Source organism: Pseudomonas frigoris (assembly GCF_047758635.1).
Lineage (GTDB): Bacteria > Pseudomonadota > Gammaproteobacteria > Pseudomonadales > Pseudomonadaceae > Aquipseudomonas > Aquipseudomonas frigoris.
In genome coordinates this window covers 1556112-1576092 of record NZ_CP180479.1, presented here as the reverse complement: position 1 = coordinate 1576092, position 19981 = coordinate 1556112, and the positions used below count along the sequence as shown (strand labels likewise).

General features: G+C 60.2%; 10 protein-coding genes and 2 pseudogenes. 8 read left to right on the top strand and 4 right to left on the bottom strand.

Annotation, left to right across the window (positions count from 1 at the left end; translation table 11 throughout):
- Positions 1–24: 24 nt before the first annotated feature.
- The gene (locus tag ACMXYH_RS07030) at positions 25–411 is read right to left on the bottom strand and encodes a tetratricopeptide repeat protein (protein ID WP_046049689.1); all 387 of its coding nucleotides are present in this window, start codon (positions 409–411) and stop codon (positions 25–27) included.
- A gap of 157 nt (positions 412–568) precedes the next feature.
- Here ACMXYH_RS07030 and pyk point away from each other — a divergent pair, with 157 nt between their 5' ends.
- Entirely contained in the window at positions 569–2020 is a 1452-nt protein-coding gene (gene pyk / locus ACMXYH_RS07025; RefSeq protein ID WP_056741367.1) for a pyruvate kinase, read from the top strand.
- A gap of 207 nt (positions 2021–2227) precedes the next feature.
- On the opposite strand, the gene ACMXYH_RS07020 is transcribed toward pyk, so the two are convergent.
- Genes ACMXYH_RS07020 through ACMXYH_RS07010 form a run of 3 tightly spaced genes read right to left on the bottom strand, consistent with a single transcriptional unit; the run spans position 2228 to position 5040 of the window.
- Positions 2228–2977, bottom strand: a complete 750-nt coding sequence (locus ACMXYH_RS07020) for an enoyl-CoA hydratase-related protein (protein WP_415766689.1) — start codon at positions 2975–2977, stop codon at positions 2228–2230.
- 28 nt (positions 2978–3005) lie between these two features.
- Positions 3006–3941, bottom strand: coding sequence for an iron-sulfur-binding ferredoxin reductase (locus ACMXYH_RS07015; RefSeq protein WP_415766688.1), 936 nt, complete (start codon positions 3939–3941; stop codon positions 3006–3008).
- On the bottom strand, positions 3934–5040 hold the full coding sequence (locus tag ACMXYH_RS07010; protein WP_415766687.1) for a GGDEF domain-containing protein: 1107 nt from the start codon (positions 5038–5040) through the stop codon (positions 3934–3936). Before ACMXYH_RS07010 ends, ACMXYH_RS07015 begins: the two co-directional genes overlap by 8 nt.
- Before the next feature lie 473 nt (positions 5041–5513).
- Here ACMXYH_RS07010 and ACMXYH_RS07005 point away from each other — a divergent pair, with 473 nt between their 5' ends.
- The 7 genes and pseudogenes from ACMXYH_RS07005 to ACMXYH_RS06975 all read left to right on the top strand — a co-directional run.
- Entirely contained in the window at positions 5514–7037 is a 1524-nt protein-coding gene (locus ACMXYH_RS07005; RefSeq protein ID WP_129437918.1) for a fumarate hydratase, read from the top strand.
- A 209-nt stretch (positions 7038–7246) separates the two neighbouring features.
- A pseudogene (locus ACMXYH_RS07000) lies at positions 7247–11866 on the top strand (SpvB/TcaC N-terminal domain-containing protein).
- On the top strand, positions 11863–14676 hold the full coding sequence (locus ACMXYH_RS06995; protein WP_415766686.1) for an RHS repeat domain-containing protein: 2814 nt from the start codon (positions 11863–11865) through the stop codon (positions 14674–14676). The pseudogene ACMXYH_RS07000 and the gene ACMXYH_RS06995 overlap by 4 nt, the downstream one beginning before the upstream one ends.
- A gap of 116 nt (positions 14677–14792) precedes the next feature.
- Complete coding sequence (locus tag ACMXYH_RS06990; RefSeq protein ID WP_415766685.1) at positions 14793–16559, top strand: sensor histidine kinase; 1767 nt, start codon at positions 14793–14795, stop codon at positions 16557–16559.
- The gene (locus ACMXYH_RS06985; RefSeq protein ID WP_129437926.1) at positions 16553–17887 is read left to right on the top strand and encodes a sigma-54-dependent transcriptional regulator; all 1335 of its coding nucleotides are present in this window, start codon (positions 16553–16555) and stop codon (positions 17885–17887) included. Before ACMXYH_RS06990 ends, ACMXYH_RS06985 begins: the two co-directional genes overlap by 7 nt.
- Positions 17888–18207: 320 nt before the next feature.
- Positions 18208–19527 (top strand): MFS transporter, encoded by a 1320-nt coding sequence (locus tag ACMXYH_RS06980; protein ID WP_415766684.1) that lies wholly within the window; start codon positions 18208–18210, stop codon positions 19525–19527.
- A gap of 208 nt (positions 19528–19735) precedes the next feature.
- Positions 19736–19930, top strand: a pseudogene (locus tag ACMXYH_RS06975) (hypothetical protein); the annotation flags it as partial.
- Between the last annotated feature and the right edge of the window lie 51 nt (positions 19931–19981).

Genomic DNA, 19981 nt, shown 5'->3' with positions numbered 1-19981 from the left:
CCAGTCTTTGAACGACTACGGCAATCAGAACTGCGTCGGGCGCACGACCGCAGCCGCACTGCGCAGCGGGTAGTGGCCCAGCGACTGCAAGGTTTCCAGGCGGGCGCGGGCGCGGTAGGCGTATTCACTTTGCGGGTACGAGGCCATGATGAACTGGTAGGTTTGCGCCGCATCGACAAACAGCTTCTGGCGCTCCAGACACAGTCCGCGCAGCATCGACACTTCCGGCCACACGTAAGGCCGCGCGCGGCTGGCGCGTTCGACTTTGGACAGTTCGAGCGTTACTTGCTCGCAATTGCCACGGTCATAGGCGCTGTAGGCGTTATTCAAATGATGGTTCATCGACCAACGGGTGCAGCCCGTGACGCTGAGGGCACTGATGGCAAGGGCGGCAATGAGCACGAATCGCATGGGGGTTCTCCTGTCTTGAGCTCTGTATCGACCCGTTGGCGGAAATCTTCAAGATTGTTCGTTTAAAGATATAAACGAATAAGTAGTGCAAACGAACAATGACTACAACTTCGGACCATAGTAGCCTCACTCAGCGCTTGAACTCAGGAGTCTATGCATGTCCGTCCGTCGCACCAAAATCGTCGCTACCCTTGGCCCGGCCAGTAACTCGCCGGAAGTTCTCGAACAGCTGATTCTGGCTGGCCTGGACGTCGCCCGCCTGAACTTCTCCCACGGCACCCCCGACGAGCACAAGGCTCGCGCGAAGCTGGTGCGTGACCTCGCTGCCAAGCACGGCCGCTTCGTCGCCCTGCTGGGTGACCTGCAAGGCCCGAAAATCCGTATCGCCAAATTCGCCAACAAGAAGATCGAGCTGAAGATCGGTGATCAATTCACCTTCTCCACCAGCCATCCTCTGACCGAAGGCACCCAGACCATCGTCGGCATCGACTACCCGGATCTGGTCAAGGACTGCGGCGTGGGCGACGAGCTACTGCTCGACGACGGCCGCGTGGTGATGCGCGTTGATACCGCCAATGCCACCGAGCTCAACTGCACCGTACTGATCGGCGGTCCGCTGTCCGACCATAAAGGCATCAACCGTCGCGGTGGCGGCCTGACCGCACCGGCCCTGACTGAAAAAGACAAGGCCGACATCAAGCTCGCCGCCGAGATGGAAGTCGACTACCTCGCCGTGTCCTTCCCGCGTGACGCTGCCGACATGGAATACGCCCGTCAACTGCGCGACGAGGCCGGCGGTACTGCCTGGCTGGTGGCGAAGATCGAACGCGCCGAAGCCGTGGCCGACGACGAAACCCTCGACGCGCTGATCAATGCATCCGACGCCGTCATGGTGGCTCGTGGTGACCTGGGCGTGGAAATCGGCGACGCCGAGCTGGTGGGCATTCAGAAGAAAATCATTCTGCACGCACGCCGCCACAACAAGGCTGTGATCGTGGCGACCCAGATGATGGAGTCGATGATCCAGAACCCGATGCCGACCCGCGCCGAAGTGTCCGACGTAGCCAACGCGGTACTCGACTACACCGACGCCGTGATGCTCTCGGCGGAAAGTGCTGCCGGCCTGTACCCGCTGGAAGCGGTGCAAGCCATGGCGCGCATCTGCATCGGTGCTGAAAAACACCCGACCAGCAAGACTTCCAGCCACCGCATCGGCAAGGTCTTCGAAAGCTGCGACCAGAGCATCGCCCTGGCGGCCATGTACACCGCCAACCACTTCCCGGGCGTGAAGGCGATCATTGCCTTGACCGAAAGTGGCTACACGCCGTTGATCATGTCGCGCATCCGTTCCTCGATACCGATCTACGCGTTCTCCCCGCACCGCGAAACCCAGGCCCGCGCGGCCATGTTCCGTGGCGTCTACACCGTACCGTTCGACCCGGCATCGCTGCCGCCTGAGCAAGTCAGCCAGGCCGCGATCGACGAGTTGCTCAAGCGCGGCGTAGTGGAAAAAGGCGACTGGGTCATCCTGACCAAGGGCGACAGCTACCACACCATCGGCGGCACCAACGGGATGAAAATCCTGCACGTTGGCGACAAGATGGTCTGATTGACCGGTTGCTGAAAAACAAAAGCCCCGCCATGTGAATGGCGGGGCTTTTTGCTTTCTGATCCGAACATTGTGTTGTCTGATCGGGCCTCTTCGCGGGCAAGCCCGCTCCCACAGTAATGGGTGGTGATCACAAATCCGGAGTACAACACAAAACCCTGTGGGAGCGGGCTTGCCCGCGAAGGGGCCGGCTCAGTCAGCGGAGATTCAATGCCGGTTGATAAACGCTGACAACGCCGCAATCGCTTCCGGCGAGCGCAGCCGTTGAGTGAACAACGCGCTCTCTTCTTCTATTGCCTTGCGCAGTTGTTCGCGGTCCGGGGCTTCCATCAATTGCTTGCTGATGCGCACCGCTTCCGGTGGCAGCGACTCGAAACGCAACGCCATCTCCCGCGCCTTGGCCAACGCCGCTTCGCCACTGCCCAAGGCTTCGGTTGCAATGCCCCACCGCGCGGCTTGTTCACCACTGAAACCTTCGCCCAGCAGCAACAACTCGGCGGCTTTGGCCTGCCCGAGCAACCGCGGCAGAAGCAGGCTGGAGCCGAACTCCGGGCATAACCCAAGATTAACGAACGGCATGCGAAGGCGCGCATCGCGACTGACATACACCAGATCGCAATGCAGCAGCATCGTCGTGCCAATGCCCACCGCCGCGCCGGCCACGGCAGCGATCACCGGTTTGCGGCATTCGAGCAGGGTGAGCATGAACTGAAACACCGGGCTGTCGAGGTTGCTCGGTGGTTGCTGGATGAAATCGGCGATGTCGTTGCCAGCGGTGAAGCACTCGGTAGAACCGGTGATCAACACGGCGTTGATTTCCGGGTCGGAATCCGCCAGTTTCAGCGCTTCGGCCAAGTGGCTGTACATGGCGCGGGTCAGGGCGTTTTTCTTGTCGGGGCGGTTGAGGCGCAGGATCAGCAGGCCGCGCTCACGTTCAAATTGGATGGCATCGCTCATGGTGGTCTCGGTGTCTGAAAATCAGCGCTCAACCACGGAGAACAAAGACATCCGCCAGCAGTTGATTGCGCGGCAATCCCGCCAGGTACAAGCGCCGGGCAAAGGCGTCGACGCTGTCAGGGGCCCCGCAGAGTAAGGCCAGGGTATGCCGGGAGACAAGCCGCAGTTGTGCCAAAGCCTCTGGCGACTCGGCCGCTGTCCACAGCTCAATGCTCAGGTTCGGGTGGCTGGCTGCCATGGCTTGCAGGGGTTTGGCCAGGTAATGTTCCTCGGCATCATGGGCCAGGTGAATGACACGAATGGCACCTTGGTGATCTTGCCGTAGCGCTTCACGCAAGATACCGAACAACGGCCCCAAACCCGTGCCGGCGGCCATCAGCCAAAGCGGTCGGGTGTTCCAGTCCAGGTCGTAATGCAAGGCCCCACCGCGCAACTCGCCGAGGCGGATCGAATCGCCGATTTTCAGCTGGCGGGCCGCGTCGCTGAATTCCCCCGACTGGCGACAATCGAGATGGAACTCCAGAAAGCGGTCTTCTTCCGGCAGGCTGGCCAATGAATACGGGCGCGCCACGTTGCCCGCCCACAACACCAGATGCTGCCCGGCGCTGTAGCGCAAAGGGCTTTGAGGGGTCAGGCGCAAACGCAACACGCTGGCGCTTAACCAATCGACAGCCGCCACCTCGGCCGGGCGGCCATCCTGCTGAGGATCGAAGGTGTGCACCTGCAAGTCCTCGACCACCTGACACTGACACGCCAGGCGCCAGCCTTGCTGACGCTGGTCTGCGCTCAGGGCGTCGGGGCGGCTGTCACTCGGCAGCCCTTGGACACATTGCACCAGACAGGCATGGCAACTGCCGGCGCGACAGCTGTAGGGCACCGACACGCCGTTCTGATTCAACGCATCGAGCAGGTTGCTGCCCGCCGCCACCGACCATTGGCGTTCGCCGACACGTAACTCAGGCATCGACGTTCTCCCACGCGGCCGCGCAACGATTGCGGCCGTCACGCTTGGCGCGATAAAGCGCTTGATCAGCGCGCTGCAAGGCTTCATCGAGATCGTCGCCCAGTTCGAGCAATGTCATGCCCGCCGACAAGCTGAGATGGGCGACGTTGAGTCCGATCAGTTCTACATCGGTGAACGCAATGCGCAGCCGCTCGCAACAGGAGGTCAAGCGCTCGGCGTTGCAATCGGGCAACAGCACGACGAATTCTTCGCCACCGTAACGGGCCAGCACATCGCCATCGCGCAAGCAGGCGGTGGCCACGGCGGCAAAGGCTTGCAGCACCTGATCACCGGCGGCATGGCCGTGCACATCGTTGATCCGTTTGAAATGGTCGAGGTCGATCAGCGCCAGGCCATGCATGACACCGGCGTCCATGGCCTTCAGCTCACGGGAGGCCAGGCGCAGGAAATGCCGGCGATTAAACAGCCCGGTCAGTTCGTCAGTGGCCACCAGGTCTTCGAGCTGGCGCATCATCCCGCGCAGGGTGTCCTGATGCGCCTGCAAGGCAAATCGGCGCTGACGCATGCGTTGACGGGAGGCCTGGACGTGACGGGCATAAAGTTCCAGCCAGACCAACACGATGAGTAGCACGCACACCTGCAACGCGGCCAGCGCCGGGTCGGGTAACTGGAAGTGGTAGCCCTCCCACAGCGTGATCGCGCTGAAACTGAAAAACACCAACAGCGCGCACCGCAAAAAGGCCATGCGCGAAAGATGGAACAACCCGAACAGCAGAATCAGCACGTAGAACACCAGGAACGCGCCGCGTGCTTCATCCAAATTGGCGATCAGCCAGGTTTGCCAACCCAGCCCCAGCAACACTTGCGCTTCAGTCAGGCTGGGGTCGGAAAAACGCAGGTTGCAGCCACTGTAAAACACCGCAAACAACGCGGCCTGGCTGATGACCACCAGCGCACTGCCGATGGCCACGTTGGACAGGGATTCATCGTAATGACCGGTGAAAAACGCCAGCCACAACAGCAACAAAGCCAGGGCGTAGGTGCCGGCTGCGAGGGCAAAGCGTTTGAGCAACAAGCGTTGGATGGCGTTATGGGTCAATCGTTGACTCACCGTGCGAAGGGAGGCTGCTTGAGTGTCCTACTCTACAGACCGAATGCCACTTTAGTAGCGTGCCTGATAAATGACCATTCAATTTTAAGGGCGGAAAACTGGCGTCAGAACGCTGACTGACTTCCCCTTGTAAACGCTGTGTAGGAGCTGTCGAGTGAAACGAGGCTGCGATCTTTTGACTTTGCTTTTTAAAGACAAGATCAAAAGATCGCAGCCTCGTTTCACTCGACAGCTCCTACACAGCTCCTACAGGGATCGGGTTCACACGACCGACTTGCGTATGCGACCAACGATTGACTACCGCCGGGTGTGCCCGGAACCGAGGCGCGTTATACTGCCGCGCCTTTTTAGCGTCGCGCCAGCAGCCCCGGCGTGCCTTGTAAAGGTGCTTGCAACCGACCGATGCACCCAAGCTGCAAGCACCTTATTGAATGTTCCCGTCTTTTAGAGGAGCGCGACTCATGACCGTGATCAAGCAAGACGACCTGATTCAGAGCGTTGCCGACGCCCTGCAGTTCATTTCCTATTACCACCCCGTTGACTTCATCCAGGCGATGCACGAAGCCTACCTGCGCGAAGAATCGCCAGCAGCCCGTGACTCCATGGCGCAAATCCTGATCAACTCGCGGATGTGCGCCACAGGCCACCGCCCGATCTGCCAGGACACCGGCATCGTTACCGTGTTCGTTCGCGTGGGCATGGACGTACGTTGGGATGGCGCCACCATGGGCCTGGACGACATGATCAACGAAGGCGTGCGCCGGGCTTACAACCTACCGGAAAACGTCCTGCGTGCCTCGATCCTCGCCGACCCGGCGGGCGCTCGTAAAAACACCAAGGACAACACCCCGGCCGTTATCCACTACTCCATCGTTCCGGGTAACACCGTGGAAGTGGACGTGGCGGCCAAGGGCGGCGGTTCCGAGAACAAGTCGAAAATGGCCATGCTCAATCCGTCTGATTCGATCGTCGACTGGGTGTTGAAGACCGTTCCGGAAATGGGCGCCGGCTGGTGCCCACCGGGCATGCTGGGTATCGGTATCGGCGGCACCGCCGAGAAAGCCGCCGTCATGGCCAAGGAAGTGTTGATGGAATCCATCGACATTCACGAACTGAAAGCGCGTGGCCCACAGAACCGTATCGAAGAGATGCGTCTGGAGCTGTTCGAGAAGGTCAACCAACTGGGCATCGGCGCCCAGGGCCTCGGTGGCCTGACCACCGTGCTCGACGTGAAGATCATGGATTACCCGACCCACGCCGCTTCGTTGCCGGTGTGCATGATCCCGAACTGCGCCGCCACCCGTCACGCGCATTTCGTGCTCGACGGTTCCGGCCCGGCCTCGCTGGAAGCGCCACCGCTGGACGCCTACCCGGAAATCGTCTGGGAAGCCGGCCCGTCGGCCCGTCGCGTGAACCTCGACACCCTGACCCCGGAAGACGTGCAGAGCTGGAAGCCGGGCGAAACCGTGCTGCTCAACGGCAAGATGCTCACCGGTCGCGACGCTGCGCACAAGCGCATGGTCGAGATGCTGAACAAGGGTGAAACCCTGCCGGTTGACCTCAAAGGTCGCTTCATTTACTACGTCGGCCCGGTTGATCCGGTGCGCGAAGAAGTGGTTGGCCCTGCCGGTCCGACCACCGCGACGCGGATGGACAAGTTCACCCGTCAGATCCTCGAGCAAACCGGCCTGTTGGGCATGATCGGCAAATCCGAGCGCGGCCCGACCGCGATCGAAGCGATCAAGGACCACAAAGCCGTTTACCTGATGGCAGTCGGCGGCGCGGCTTACCTGGTGGCACAAGCCATCAAGAAATCCCGCGTGGTGGCTTTCGCCGAACTGGGCATGGAAGCGATCTACGAGTTCGACGTCAAAGACATGCCCGTGACGGTTGCAGTCGACAGCAAGGGTGAGTCGGTACACATCACCGGTCCTGCCATCTGGCAGAAAAAGATCAGTGAAAGCCTGGCGGTGGAAGTGCAGTAAGCACGACCTTACGCAGCGAAAAACCGGCCTGTTGGCAACAACAGGCCGGTTTTTTTATGCCTGACAAAAAGTAATCAAAAGTGTTCAAAAGCGTATCAATTTGGTCTAACGAAATACCATCGACCTGTCAGATCTGACAGGTCACAGCAACAGTCTCGCCTGATAAGTTGCAAGCACTCGTTGCACTCTCTGTCATGGCGGATACCTGGATGGCCACGGAACAACAAGGCACGCTCGAAATCAATGCACCGTCCCTGCCCAAAGGGGGCGGCGCGATCCAAAGCATCGGCAAGGGCTGGGGCGCGGTGGGCACCAGCGGGGCGGCGTCGCTGGAACTGCCGCTGCCAATCAGCAACGCGCCCATCCGCGGCATGGCGCCCGCCCTGGGTCTTGGCTACAGCAGCGATGTGGGCAACAGCCCGTTCGGTATCGGCTGGCGAATGACCACCAATGCCATCACCCTGCGCACTACCAGCGGTGTGCCCAGGTATGACGGCAGTGACCAGGTGGTGGGGCCCAGCGGTGATGTGTGGATGCCCGAGAGGGCTGACAATGGCGAGATTCTCTTCAGAGAGGTGTCCGAATACAACGACGTTAAAAATCTGGGTAACCATCGTGTCGTGCGTTATTGGCCACGGGTCGAAGGCTCCTTTGATTTGATCGAGCACTGGACCAACATCGACAATCCCGACAACCCGGCGGGGTTCTGGTTGATCCACGGTGCCGACGGCAGCCTGCACTGCTATGGCAGAACCGAAGCCTCGCGCCGGGCCGATCCGAACGACAAAACCCATGTCGGCGTCTGGATGATCGATGAAAGCCTCAACCTACGCGGCGAGCATGTGGTGTATGAGTACCAGGCTGAAGTCGAAGCGCCGCAAGGCCCACAATTTCGCGACTACCGCGCGCAGCGTTACCTGAATCGGGTCTTGTATGGCAACGCCGAGGCGTCCATCGATCTGTATTCATGGGCTGTCGATGGCTGGAAGGAGGTGCAATGGCATTTCCATCTGCTATTCGACTACGGCGAACGCAGCGCCGACCTGATGCAAGTCCCAACGTATCTGCCGGTCAACGACTGGCAAGTACGCAGCGATCCCTTCTGGAACTACGCCTACGGTTTCGAGCTGGGCACCCGCCGCCTGTGCCGGCAGGTGCTGATGTTTCATCAGTTTGTCGATGAGCTGGGCGCCGAGCCGGTGCTGGTCCAGCGCCTGCTGCTCGAACACCGCCAGAGTCCCCTCGGTTACAACCATCTGACCGCCGCTCACCTCCAGGCTTATGACAACCAGGGCCAGATGGAAAGTCGCCCGCCCATGGAGTTTGTCTACAACCCCTTCGAGCTCGATCCGGCGCGCGAGGGTTATACCGAGTTTCCAGACGTGCCCGGCCTCGATGACGGGCAACGTTATCAGCTGGTGGATTTGTATGGCGAAGGGATGCCCGGAGTGCTGTTTCGCGGTGACCAGGCCTGGTATTACCGCGAGCCCCTGCGCGACCAGACCGGCGGTGACGTTGTGCGTTACGGCAATTGGTCGCAATTGCCTCACGTTCCGGTAGCCGATAGCAGCAAACCGATTCGCCAGTCCCTCAGCGACCTGAGCGGCGATGGCAAGCTCGACTGGGTGATCGCCCGTCCCGGCTTGTCCGGTTTCTTTACTCTCAATCCCGACCGCGCCTGGTCGAACTTCGTGGCCTACGCGGCATTTCCCACGGAGTTTTTTCATCCCATGGCGCAATTGGCAGATCTGGTGGGCGACGGCTTGACCGACCTGACCCTGATCGGCCCTCGCAGCGTGCGCCTGTATGCCAGCCGTCGAGAGGTCGGGTTCGCCAACGGCACCGATGTGCCCCACGATGACGATTCACTGCCGTTACTGAGCAATGCCGAGACCGAATTGGTGGCTTTCAGCGATGTGCTGGGCAGCGGTCAGCAACACTTGATCCGCATCCGTCACAACGAGGTCAAATGCTGGCCGAACCTGGGTCATGGGCGGTTCGGCAAAGGCTTCGTGCTGTGCGCGCTGCCCTTCGACTACGACCAGTTCGACGCCTCGCGGGTGCAACTGGCGGACCTCGACGGCTCGGGCGCCGCTGACCTCATCTATCTGGAGTCCGACTATTTCCGGGTGTTCATGAACAACAGCGGCAACGGCTTCGATCTGACATCGGTCGACATACCTTGGCCCACTGAAGTGCGTTACGACCGACTCTGCCAGGTCAGCATCGCCGACTTGCAGGGGCTGGGTTGTTCCAGCCTGATCCTGACCGTGCCACACATGACCCCCAGGCACTGGCGCTACGATTTCGTCAACGCCAAGCCTTATTTGGTGAATGCCAGCTACAACAACATGGGCACCACCACCTGCGTGACCTATCGCAGCTCGGCCCAGGAATGGCTGGATGAAAAGGCCGAGTCGATCGCGGCTGGCAAAGCCCCGGTATCGCACCTGCCGTTCGCCATGCATCTGGTCAGTCAGCAGACCCAGCTCGATGAAATCACCGGCAATCGACTGACCCAGTGCTTCACCTATCGCAAAGGCTTTTACGACGGTTTCGAGCGTGAGTTCCGCGGCTTCGGCCTGCTGCTGCAAACCGACACCGAAGCCTCGGCCGCCGAACGCGCAAGTGAGGGTTTCACCGCGCCGATCCTCAGCAAAACCTGGTTCCACACCGGCAAAGCCGTGGACATGCGTGAGGACGATTACTACGCTCGTGACCCGCTGGCCGTGCCATTGGGCGACACCCTGCTGCACGAATACCACCTCAATGACGCGGCCGGTCGGTCTATTGTCCCCAATGAATCACTGGCCCGCGAAATGGCGCGTGCCCTCAGCGGTTCAGTGTTGCGAACCGAGCTCTTTGCCGCCGACGATGATCCCGCAACCGCCGTGCCTTATAGCGTGGCGGAGAATCGTTTTCTGATCCGCGAACTCAGGCCCAAGGGTAACCACCAACCTTATGCCGTCCTGCAACCCTTAGCACTGGAAAGCATCGCCTATCAATATGAACCGGCGCTCGCCGACGACCCGTTGGTCCAGCACACAATCAATCTGACGTGGGACAAGTTCGGCAGCCTGACCCACGGTTTTACCGTGCATTACGCCAGGCGCAAAACCGTTGACGACACACCACCCTTTACTGTCTGCGAACCCGGTGATGAGCGCGATGAGTGTTATGAAAACACCTGGTGGACGGACGCTCACGATCCGGCCCAGCAGAACTGGTATTTGACTCAGGCCAAGGCCGAGTACCGTCACCTTGAGCACCTCCAGAGTTGGCGGCTGGGTCTGCCTTATCGTCAGCGCAGTAACGCGCTGGTCCTGGAAAAGGCTGACCTTGAGCCTGCCGACATCAACTATGAAAACTTCCTTGAGCGCAGCCAGGAGGGTGGGCAATGGGCAGCTCAAGCAGTGCTGACCGGTTTGTCCCTGCAGCAGTATCAGAACCCGGCCACCGGCGATTTACTGGACCCGGACAAGTTGATTTTCGAAGCCCTGCCCGACTATCAGGAAACCGCCGAACTGGATGTCACCGCCCTGAATGCCTACGACAAGCTCAAGGACGAAGCCGGCAACATGCCGTTCAACCTCAAGGAAAAGCTCGAATCGCCTGAAGTGGGTTACCACATCATGGAGTGGTTCTTGCCTGATTCCGAAGCGGACGAGCCGGACGACCCGACTGACGCCAAAAACTACTTGTGGTCGGTACGCAAAGGATTCCCCACTTACCACAAGCTGGCGGGGTTTTATAACGTTGAAAAATTCCAGCAGACCAAGAGCCACGGCATCACCACCGTCAATTACGACAAGCACTGGTGCCTGAGCACCGCCGTTACATTGCCGGACGGTTGCACCACGAAAATCCTCGACACCGACTACCGCACGTTCCTGCCCGCAGGCATTGAAGATCCCAACCGCAATATCCAGGAAGCCCGTTACAACGCGTTTGGTGAGGTGTTGGTGACCAGTTTTCATGGCACCGAATTGGGCGTCGAGGTGGGTTTCGAGCCGCTTGCCGAGTACCAGCCACCGGCTGACCGAAGCCCGGACACTGCCATCGCCGCGCCCAAGGACGCTATCGGCGACTACGCGACGGCGACTTTCTCCGCCCCTTTCAGCTGGATGGGCCAAGTTCCAAAAACTGCTTTGGAACCTTGACTGGCCTGGGCTCGCACTGAAGGCTTTGTGCTGCCCAACGGCCACATTCGCACCCGCGCCCGTTTGCACCTCGAAGACCTGGAAACGCCTTCGCCGGACGAGCTACTGCTACAAAAATACATCGACGAGGCCCATCGAGAACCGGTGCATGTCGCGACCTTGCAGGCCGACCGTTACCCCGGTGACCCCAAACTGCAAATCCGTGCGGCCATCGCCTGTTGGGATGGTTTCGGCCGATCCCTGCAAGCCAAACAGGAGGTCGAGCCGGGCATGGCCTGGGTGGCGAGCGACAAGGGCGAGCTGGAACTCGACGAAGCAGGACGCCCCAAGGAAGCACATGCGACGCGGCGCTGGCGGGTCAGCGAACGGGTCGAGTACAACAACAAGGGAGAAACGGTGCGGATTTATCGACCGTACTTCGCGAACGTGTACCGCTACATCAACGACGAGGCGATCCGCGAATCCGGTTTCCACGATCAACAGTTCTACGACGCCGCCGGCCGGCCGACGCACACCGTGCTGGCGAAAAAAATGCCGCAAGGTGAACACTCGGAACTAAAACCGTTGCGCCGGGAACAGCGCTACCGCTGCTGGTACACCATCGCCTTCGATGAAAACGACTTGTTTGATCCGCCACCCACGCAGCGGAAAAAACGGACCGCGGGATGAACAGTGTCCATCACCATACCCCAACCCTGAGCGTCAGCGACAGCCGCGGCCTGCCCGTGCGCCAAGTGAGCTATCTGCGCCGAGTGGTCATCGATGCCCCCATCGCGCACATCACCCGCCAGCAACACGACGCAGCAGGAAGGCAGGTGGCGCAACGCGACCCACGCTTGAAGGTGCCCAACCTGGTGACCCTTCACAGCCTGTCCGGGGCGGCATTGTGCACCGACAGCGTGGACGCCGGATGGCGCCTGGGTTTGCCGGGCGAGGCACAGCAAGCCGTGGAAAGTTGGGATGGCCGAGGCAGTCATTGGCGCATTGAGTACGACAAGCAACGGCGACCTGTGGCCGTTCATGAAGAGACCAACGGGCAACCTTCGCAGACCCTGGAACGCCTGAGTTACGCCAACGATGCCGCCGAGTTCGCCGCCCGCAACCAGTGTGGCCAACTGCTGCGCCATGACGATGCGGCCGGGGTGTTGCTGCTCGATCAACACGCCCTGACCGGTGAGGTGATCAGCCAGACCCGGCGTTTTCTGCCCGATGCGCAAATGGCCGACTGGCCCCTGGATGAGGCTGCACGAGACACCTTGCTGGAGCCCGACAAACGTTACATCACCCGCCAGCGTTACAGCCCGCTGGGCGAGTTGATTCGCCAGACCGACGCCGGTGACCATCAGCAACGCTGGAGCTTCAACCGCGCCGGCCAACTCCACGCTATTGAGTTGACCGTGCAAGACAAGGACGCCCAGCAATTGCTCACGGCCACGGACTACAACGCGGCAGGCCAGCTACTCAGCCAGACTGCCGGCAACCGTGTCACCACCCTCGCCACCTTCGAACCCGACAGCGGCCGACTGTCACACCTGAGCGCGGCAGCCCCGGGCAAAGCCCCGCTGCAGAACCTGAGCTACAGCTACGACCCAGTGGGCAACATCTCCCTGCTGATGGACCACCTTCAGACCGTGGGGTATTTCGACAATCAGCGGGTAGCGCCCGAAACCACCTACACCTACGACAGCCTTTACCAACTCACCAGCGCCAGTGGCCGTGAAGCCGTTGGTGCGAGCGTTCGCCCGGGCCTGCCCGACCTGATCAGCCCTATCGATCCGAGCCTGCTGCTCAACTACACCCAGGAATACGAATACGACGAGGGTGGCAATCTCACCGTGCTGCGCCACCAGCGCTCAGGCAACCACTACACCCGGACGATGCGCGTCGCCGACGACAGCAACCGCGCCGTGCCCTGGCAGGAAGGTGACCCGGTTCCGGACTTCAAGACCCGCTTCGACCGTAACGGCAACCTGCAAACCCTGATGCCCGGCACGCAGCCCATAACCTGGGATGGGCGCAATCAGTTACAGGAACTGATCACCGTCTACCGCGACAATGCCGCCAACGACGGTGAGTACTACCGCTACGACAGCCAGGGCGCGCGAGTGCGCAAAGTCCACCTCGCGCAGGCCAAAACCGTGGCCCATCGCCGGGAAGCGCGTTACTTGCCCAACGTGGAAATCCGCACCTTGGACGACAGCGAAGAACTCCACGTCATCAGCGTGCCCCTCGGCTACGGCAACGTACGTTGCCTGCACTGGGTCAAGGGCAAACCCGATCTTATCGAGGCCGATCAACTGCGCTACAGCCTTAACGATCATTTGGGTTCCAGTACCCTGGAGCTGGACAAAAACGCCGCCATCATCAGCCACGAAGGGTATTACCCTTATGGCGGGACGGCCTGGTGGGCGGCTCGTTCAACAGTGGAGGCCGACTATAAAACCATTCGGTATTCGGGTAAGGAAATGGATATCAGTGGGCTTTACTACTACGGGCGGCGCTATTTCGCGCCGTGGCTACAACGCTGGATCAGCGCCGATCCGGCGGGCGATGTGGATGGGCTCAATCTGTATGCATTTGTGGGGAATAACCCGCTGCTTTACGTGGACAGCAACGGAACACAAAAAGAAAAACACGAAATCCACAGTTATGCGCTTTTCATTTCGAGCCTCGCCTCAAACGTCATTCCAACCCACAGGCAAATCGAAAACATCGCCGGTAGAAGCGGTATTGCAAAGAGTCTGCTGAGAAATACACTGGGCGAAGGCCTAAGCGCTACGGCCGCGTTCTTTGGTGGCTTCTTCGGCAGCGAGGCAGTCGGCAGCCTATTACCTGGAGCCGACATCAACCTTGATCCCTTTGCCGTCGGTTTTATCGGAGGAAACGCCGGTGGCGATCTGGGCGGCGAATCAGAGGTAACGATCCGTGCGCCTTTCAAGCTGGTGCGTCCACTCTTACCGCAAACATCAACAATGACCATCGCCGAGATTGATCGCCAGGCGGGGCTCGATGTGAGCAGCGACGACGACAGTGTCCTCGACCAGGGAATGCTCGTGTTCTTTGGTCGATTCATTGGTTCGGTGGTCCCTGGTGTCAACGCACTAATGGCCTTGGGTTCTCGGGCTCAGGAGGCGGAGGACATCAAGAACGGACTCACTCTTCCAAAAATCGAAAAAATCGAAAAAATCGAAAAAATGCTCGGTGACTGGAAAACCACCACCGAACAACGCTGGGCTAAAGCTAAAGCCAACTTTGAACAGTTGGGCACCAACGTCATTTACCCCGCCGACATAATACCCAACGTGAATAACATGACGCCTAAAAGTATGCTCCAGCCCATTCATCTCGCCGGTCTGGAGAAACTAACCAAGGTCACCCTAGCCAAGATAGAGCGGAGCCAGAAACGTATGCACCTCTACAAAGAGGCTGGCACCACGGATAACAGGTTTCTGGAAAGGAACCGAAGAAGAGCAACCTAGCCCCGCTACACCTATCGACTGGCGTCCAATCAAGGTGCGGTGGAGGGTCGTGCATCGGCAACAAGCTCGGACGGCATGCTATCGTGCGCGCCCGTATTCCCAGTGTTTTTTACAGCATGATTCCAACTGCTCGTGCCATGCGTTTGTCGTTGTATACCCTGTTGATCCTCGCCGGCGCGGCCCTCGCGGCCGGTTTGGCCATTCGTCACGCAGAACGTCAGGCTCTGGTGGAACACGCTGCCCGTGCCAATCAGCAACTGGCGTTGTACGCGACGTCCCTGCACACCCTGATCGATCGCTACCGCGCCCTGCCCGCCGTACTGGCGCTCGATCCGCAGTTGCGTTCGGCGCTGGCCGGCCCTGTCGACGCCGAACAGCAAGCGGCGCTCAATCTGAAACTGGAAAAAATCAACGGCGCAGCCGAATCCTCCACCCTGGAACTGCTCGATCACACCGGCCTTGCCGTCGCCGCCAGCAACTGGCGTTTGCCCAGCAGTTACGTCGGCCACAACTACGGTTTTCGCCCCTACTTCAGCCAGACCCGCACTCAGGGCACCGGGCGCTTTTACGCGGTGGGCGTGACCAGCGGGATTCCCGGTTACTTCCTGTCCAGCGCGGTCACCGATGACAACGGTCAGTTCCTCGGCGCGATGGTGGTCAAACTCGAGTTTCCGGAGCTGGAACGCGAATGGCGTCAGGGCAGCGACACGCTGCTGGTCAGCGATGCACGCGGGATCATCTTCATCGCCAATCAGCCGGGCTGGCGCTATCGGCTGTTGAAACCGCTGAGTGACAGCGATCACGCCGAACTCAAGGCCACCCGCCAATACGACAAACAACCGCTGACACCGCTCGAGTATCAATCGGTGCGGCGCTTCGACGACAACAGTGATCTGACGCGGGTCGTGGGTCCTGACGGGACGGCGAATTACCTGTGGGAATCGCTGCCGCTGAGCACTGAAGGCTGGACGTTGCACCTGCTGCGCCGCCCGCAAGTCGCGTTCGAAGACAGCCGCAACGCCGGGCTCGCCGCCGCCGGGTTGTGGCTGGCCGTGGTGTTTTTGTTGCTGTTCCTCAATCAGCGTTGGCGTCTGGCCAAGCTGCGCCAGCGCAGTCGCGAAGAGCTCGAACAACTGGTGGAAGAACGCACTCGCGACCTGCGCACCGCTCAGGACGGTCTGGTGCAATCGGCCAAACTCGCCGCCCTCGGTCAGATGTCTGCCGCGCTGGCCCATGAAATCAACCAGCCGCTGACCGCCCAGCGCATGCAGCTTGCTACTCTGAGGCTGTTGCTCGATCACGGCCGAGTCGACGACGCCTACAAAGCACTCAGACCGGTGGATGAGATGCTGACGCGCATGGCCGCCCTCACCGGTCACCTGAAAACCTTCGCCCGCAAAAGCCCCAGCGGCCTGCGCGAACGTCTGGACCTGGCGGCGGTGGTCGACCAGTCGTTGCAGCTGCTCGACGCGCGTTTGCGTGACGAACAGGTCAGCACCGTGCTGCACCTGACACGTCCGGCCTGGGTGCGTGGCGATGCGATTCGCCTGGAACAGGTGCTGATCAATTTGCTGCGCAATGCCCTGGACGCCATGCAGGACAAACCCTGCAAACGCCTGGAAATCCGTCTCGAAGCCGACGAACAACTCTGGCGCCTGACCGTCACCGACAACGGGGGCGGCATTGCCGAAGAGCACTTGGCCAACGTGTTTGATCCGTTCTTCACCACTAAACCGGTGGGTGATGGCCTGGGCCTCGGGCTGGCCGTATCCTTTGCCATCGTTCACGAATCGGGCGGACGCCTGAGCGCCGACAATCATGCAAACGGCGCGGTGTTCACCGTGACCTTGCCCATCGACCTGGAGGCCCCTGGCTCATGCTGAATTCAGTGATGGTGGTCGACGACGAAAGCAGTATTCGCAGCGCCGTCGAACAATGGCTGAGCCTGTCGGGGTTCGAGGTGCAATTGTTCAGCCGCGCCGATGAATGCCTGGCGCAGCTGCCGAAGCATTTCCCCGGGGTGATCCTCAGCGACGTGCGCATGCCGGGCATGACCGGCCTGGAACTGCTGGCCGAGGTTCAGCGGCGCGACGCCGACTTGCCGGTGATTCTGCTGACCGGTCATGGCGATGTGCCGATGGCGGTCGAAGCGATGCGCGATGGCGCCTACGACTTCCTTGAAAAACCCTTCAGCCCCGAAACCCTGCTCGGCAGTCTGCGCCGTGCGCTGGACAAGCGGCGGCTGGTGCTGGAGAACCGCGCCCTGCACGAGCAGGCGGACAACCGCGCCAAACTCGATGCGACGCTGCTGGGCGTGTCCCGTGGTTTGCAGACGCTGCGTCGGCAAGTGCTGGACCTGGCGACGCTGCCGGTCAATGTGTTGATCCGCGGTGAAACCGGCAGCGGCAAGGAGTTGGTTGCCCGTTGCCTGCACGACTTTGGTCCGCGTGCCGACAAACCGTTTGTGGCATTGAACTGCGCGGCGATTCCCGAGCAGTTGTTCGAGGCCGAGTTGTTCGGTCACGAGAGCGGCGCGTTCACCGGCGCCTCGGGCAAACGCATCGGCAAGCTCGAATACGCCGATGGCGGCACGCTGTTTCTCGATGAAATCGAAAGCATGCCGCTGGCCCAGCAGGTGAAATTGCTGCGGGTGTTGCAGGAGCAGAAGCTGGAGCGGTTGGGCTCCAATCAGAGCATCCGCGTGGATTTGCGGATCATTGCAGCGACCAAACCCGATTTGCTCGACGAAGCCCGGGCCGGACGCTTTCGCGAAGACCTCGCCTATCGGTTGAACGTGGCCGAGTTGCGGCTGCCGCCGTTGCGCGAGCGGCGTGAAGACATTCCATTGTTGTTCGAGTCGTTTGCGCACAATGCCGCCGAGCGTTTGGGGCGGACTTTTCCACCGCTGAGCGGCCCGCAGTTGAGCCACCTGCTGAGCCACGACTGGCCAGGCAATGTGCGCGAACTGGCGAACGTTGCTGAGCGGCAAGTGTTGGGACTGGGCGAGCCGGAACCGGTGGGGATCGATCCTGGGCAATCGCTGGCGGCGCAGCAGGAAACCTTTGAAGCGCATTGTCTGCGCGCGGCGTTGACCCGGCATAAGGGCGATGTGAAAGCGGTGCTTGAAGAGCTGCAACTGCCGCGCCGGACCTTTAATGAAAAGATGCAGCGGCATGGCCTGACCCGCGAGATGTTTTTGCAAGACAGCTGATTTTTGTGGTGCCTGAACTGGCCTCTTCGCGAGCAAGCCCGCTCCCACAGTTGATTCGAGGTGTAGGCAAATTCTGTGTTCACCGTAGATCCAATGTGGGAGCGGACTTGCTCGCGAAGGGGCCAGCACTGACGAAGCAATCCCACGCCTGAATAAGCGGTTTTCCGCTCGCACCCGATCCTGAATAAGCGGATTTCCGCTCAATAAAACTCGCTACCCCCTCTAAACCGGCCCTCCTCCCTTTGGCACATCTCCTGCTATAGCCCAAGCAGGCTGCGTTTCAACGCGCTCCACAAAAACAATTAAATGAAGGATCCGTCATGGATAACTCACAATCCCTGCCTCTTGGGTCGGCAGCTTCGCCTGCCAAAGAAAGAACCACTGCCAGTCGCATCAAATCGATCTTCAGCGGCTCTGTCGGCAACATGGTCGAGTGGTACGACTGGTACGTCTACGCCGCCTTCTCCCTGTACTTCGCCAAGGCCTTTTTCCCCAAAGGCGACACCACCGCACAACTGCTGAACACCGCCGCGATCTTCGCCGTGGGCTTCCTGATGCGCCCGATCGGTGGCTGGTTGATGGGCCTCTACGCCGACAAGGCTGGTCGCAAGAAAGCACTGATGGCTTCGGTGTACCTGATGTGTTTCGGCTCGCTGCTGATCGCCCTGAGCCCAGGTTATGAAACCATTGGCATCGGCGCACCGATCCTGCTGATTTTCGCCCGTTTGCTGCAAGGCCTGTCGGTCGGTGGCGAGTACGGCACCTCGGCGACTTACCTCAGCGAGATGGCGACCAAGGAACGTCGCGGCTTCTACTCCAGCTTCCAGTACGTGACCCTGATCTCCGGCCAGCTCATCGCTTTGGCAGTGCTGATCGTGCTGCAACAGACCCTGACCACTGAAGAGCTGTACGCCTGGGGCTGGCGCATCCCGTTCGCCATCGGCGCGCTGTGTGCCGTGGTTGCGCTGTACCTGCGTCGTGGCATGGAAGAAACCGAGTCGTTCGCCAAGAAAGAGAAGGCCAAGGAAAGCGCGATGCGCACCTTGATGCGCCATCCGAAGGAACTGATGACCGTGGTCGGCCTGACCATGGGCGGCACCCTGGCGTTCTACACCTACACCACGTACATGCAGAAATACCTGGTGAACACCGTCGGCATGAGCATCTCCGACTCCACCACCATTTCCGCCGCCACGCTGTTCCTGTTCATGTGCCTGCAACCGATCATTGGCGGGCTCTCGGATAAAGTCGGTCGCCGTCCGATCCTGATTGCCTTCGGTGTTCTCGGGACGCTGTTCACCGTGCCGATCCTGACCACCCTGCACACCGTTCAGACCTGGTGGGGCGCGTTCTTCCTGATCATGGCGGCGCTGATCATTGTCAGCGGCTACACCTCGATCAACGCGGTGGTCAAAGCCGAACTGTTCCCGACCGAAATCCGTGCGCTGGGCGTCGGCCTGCCGTACGCGCTGACCGTGTCGATCTTCGGCGGCACCGCTGAATACATCGCACTGTGGTTCAAGAGCATCGGCATGGAAACCGGTTACTACTGGTATGTCACCGCGTGTATTGCCGTGTCGTTGCTGGTCTACGTGACCATGAAAGACACCCGCAAGCATTCGCGGATCGAGACGGACTGAGTCCGTAAGCGACACAAAAAAAGGGGCAGACCTGGCAAAGGTCTGCCCCTTTTTCATTGACGCTGAAAAGAGTGCGGTCAAGACAAATAAGTGCGCCATGAACAATTTGTCACATAAGCAAAAGAGCGAATTAATCAGCGGTTAATGCCCTCCACAGACTCTCCTCGCCGATTCATTGCATCGTGCAAGCGAACCTGGAGTACACACCATGAAAACCCAACTGATCCTCGCCCTGACCCTCTCTGTACTGGCCGCCAGTACCTTCGCCGCTGACGGTTACGATCGCACCGGCTCTGCCGCTTTCACCTCCGGAAGTGGCGCTGCAGTCGCCTCCGCTGGAAACGATCGCACTGACTCGGCGAAGGTCGCTTCCGACAGCGCCGATCACACCGACGCAGCCCGTACCAACTGATCTCACGCTGGAAATTACCCGTCAGCCCTTGCACTATGGCCG

What these genes read in the sequence shown, in the direction of transcription:
- ACMXYH_RS07030 (WP_046049689.1), bottom strand. Translation starts at nt 411, where the DNA reads ATGCGATTCGTGCTCATTGCCGCCCTTGCCATCAGTGCCCTCAGCGTC.
- ACMXYH_RS07015 (WP_415766688.1), bottom strand. Translation starts at nt 3,941, where the DNA reads ATGCCTGAGTTACGTGTCGGCGAACGCCAATGGTCGGTGGCGGCGGGC.
- ACMXYH_RS06995 (WP_415766686.1), top strand. Translation starts at nt 11,863, where the DNA reads ATGAACAGTGTCCATCACCATACCCCAACCCTGAGCGTCAGCGACAGC.
- ACMXYH_RS06980 (WP_415766684.1), top strand. Translation starts at nt 18,208, where the DNA reads ATGGATAACTCACAATCCCTGCCTCTTGGGTCGGCAGCTTCGCCTGCC.
- pyk (WP_056741367.1), top strand. Translation starts at nt 569, where the DNA reads ATGTCCGTCCGTCGCACCAAAATCGTCGCTACCCTTGGCCCGGCCAGT.
- ACMXYH_RS06990 (WP_415766685.1), top strand. Translation starts at nt 14,793, where the DNA reads ATGATTCCAACTGCTCGTGCCATGCGTTTGTCGTTGTATACCCTGTTG.
- ACMXYH_RS07020 (WP_415766689.1), bottom strand. Translation starts at nt 2,977, where the DNA reads ATGAGCGATGCCATCCAATTTGAACGTGAGCGCGGCCTGCTGATCCTG.
- ACMXYH_RS06985 (WP_129437926.1), top strand. Translation starts at nt 16,553, where the DNA reads ATGCTGAATTCAGTGATGGTGGTCGACGACGAAAGCAGTATTCGCAGC.
- ACMXYH_RS07005 (WP_129437918.1), top strand. Translation starts at nt 5,514, where the DNA reads ATGACCGTGATCAAGCAAGACGACCTGATTCAGAGCGTTGCCGACGCC.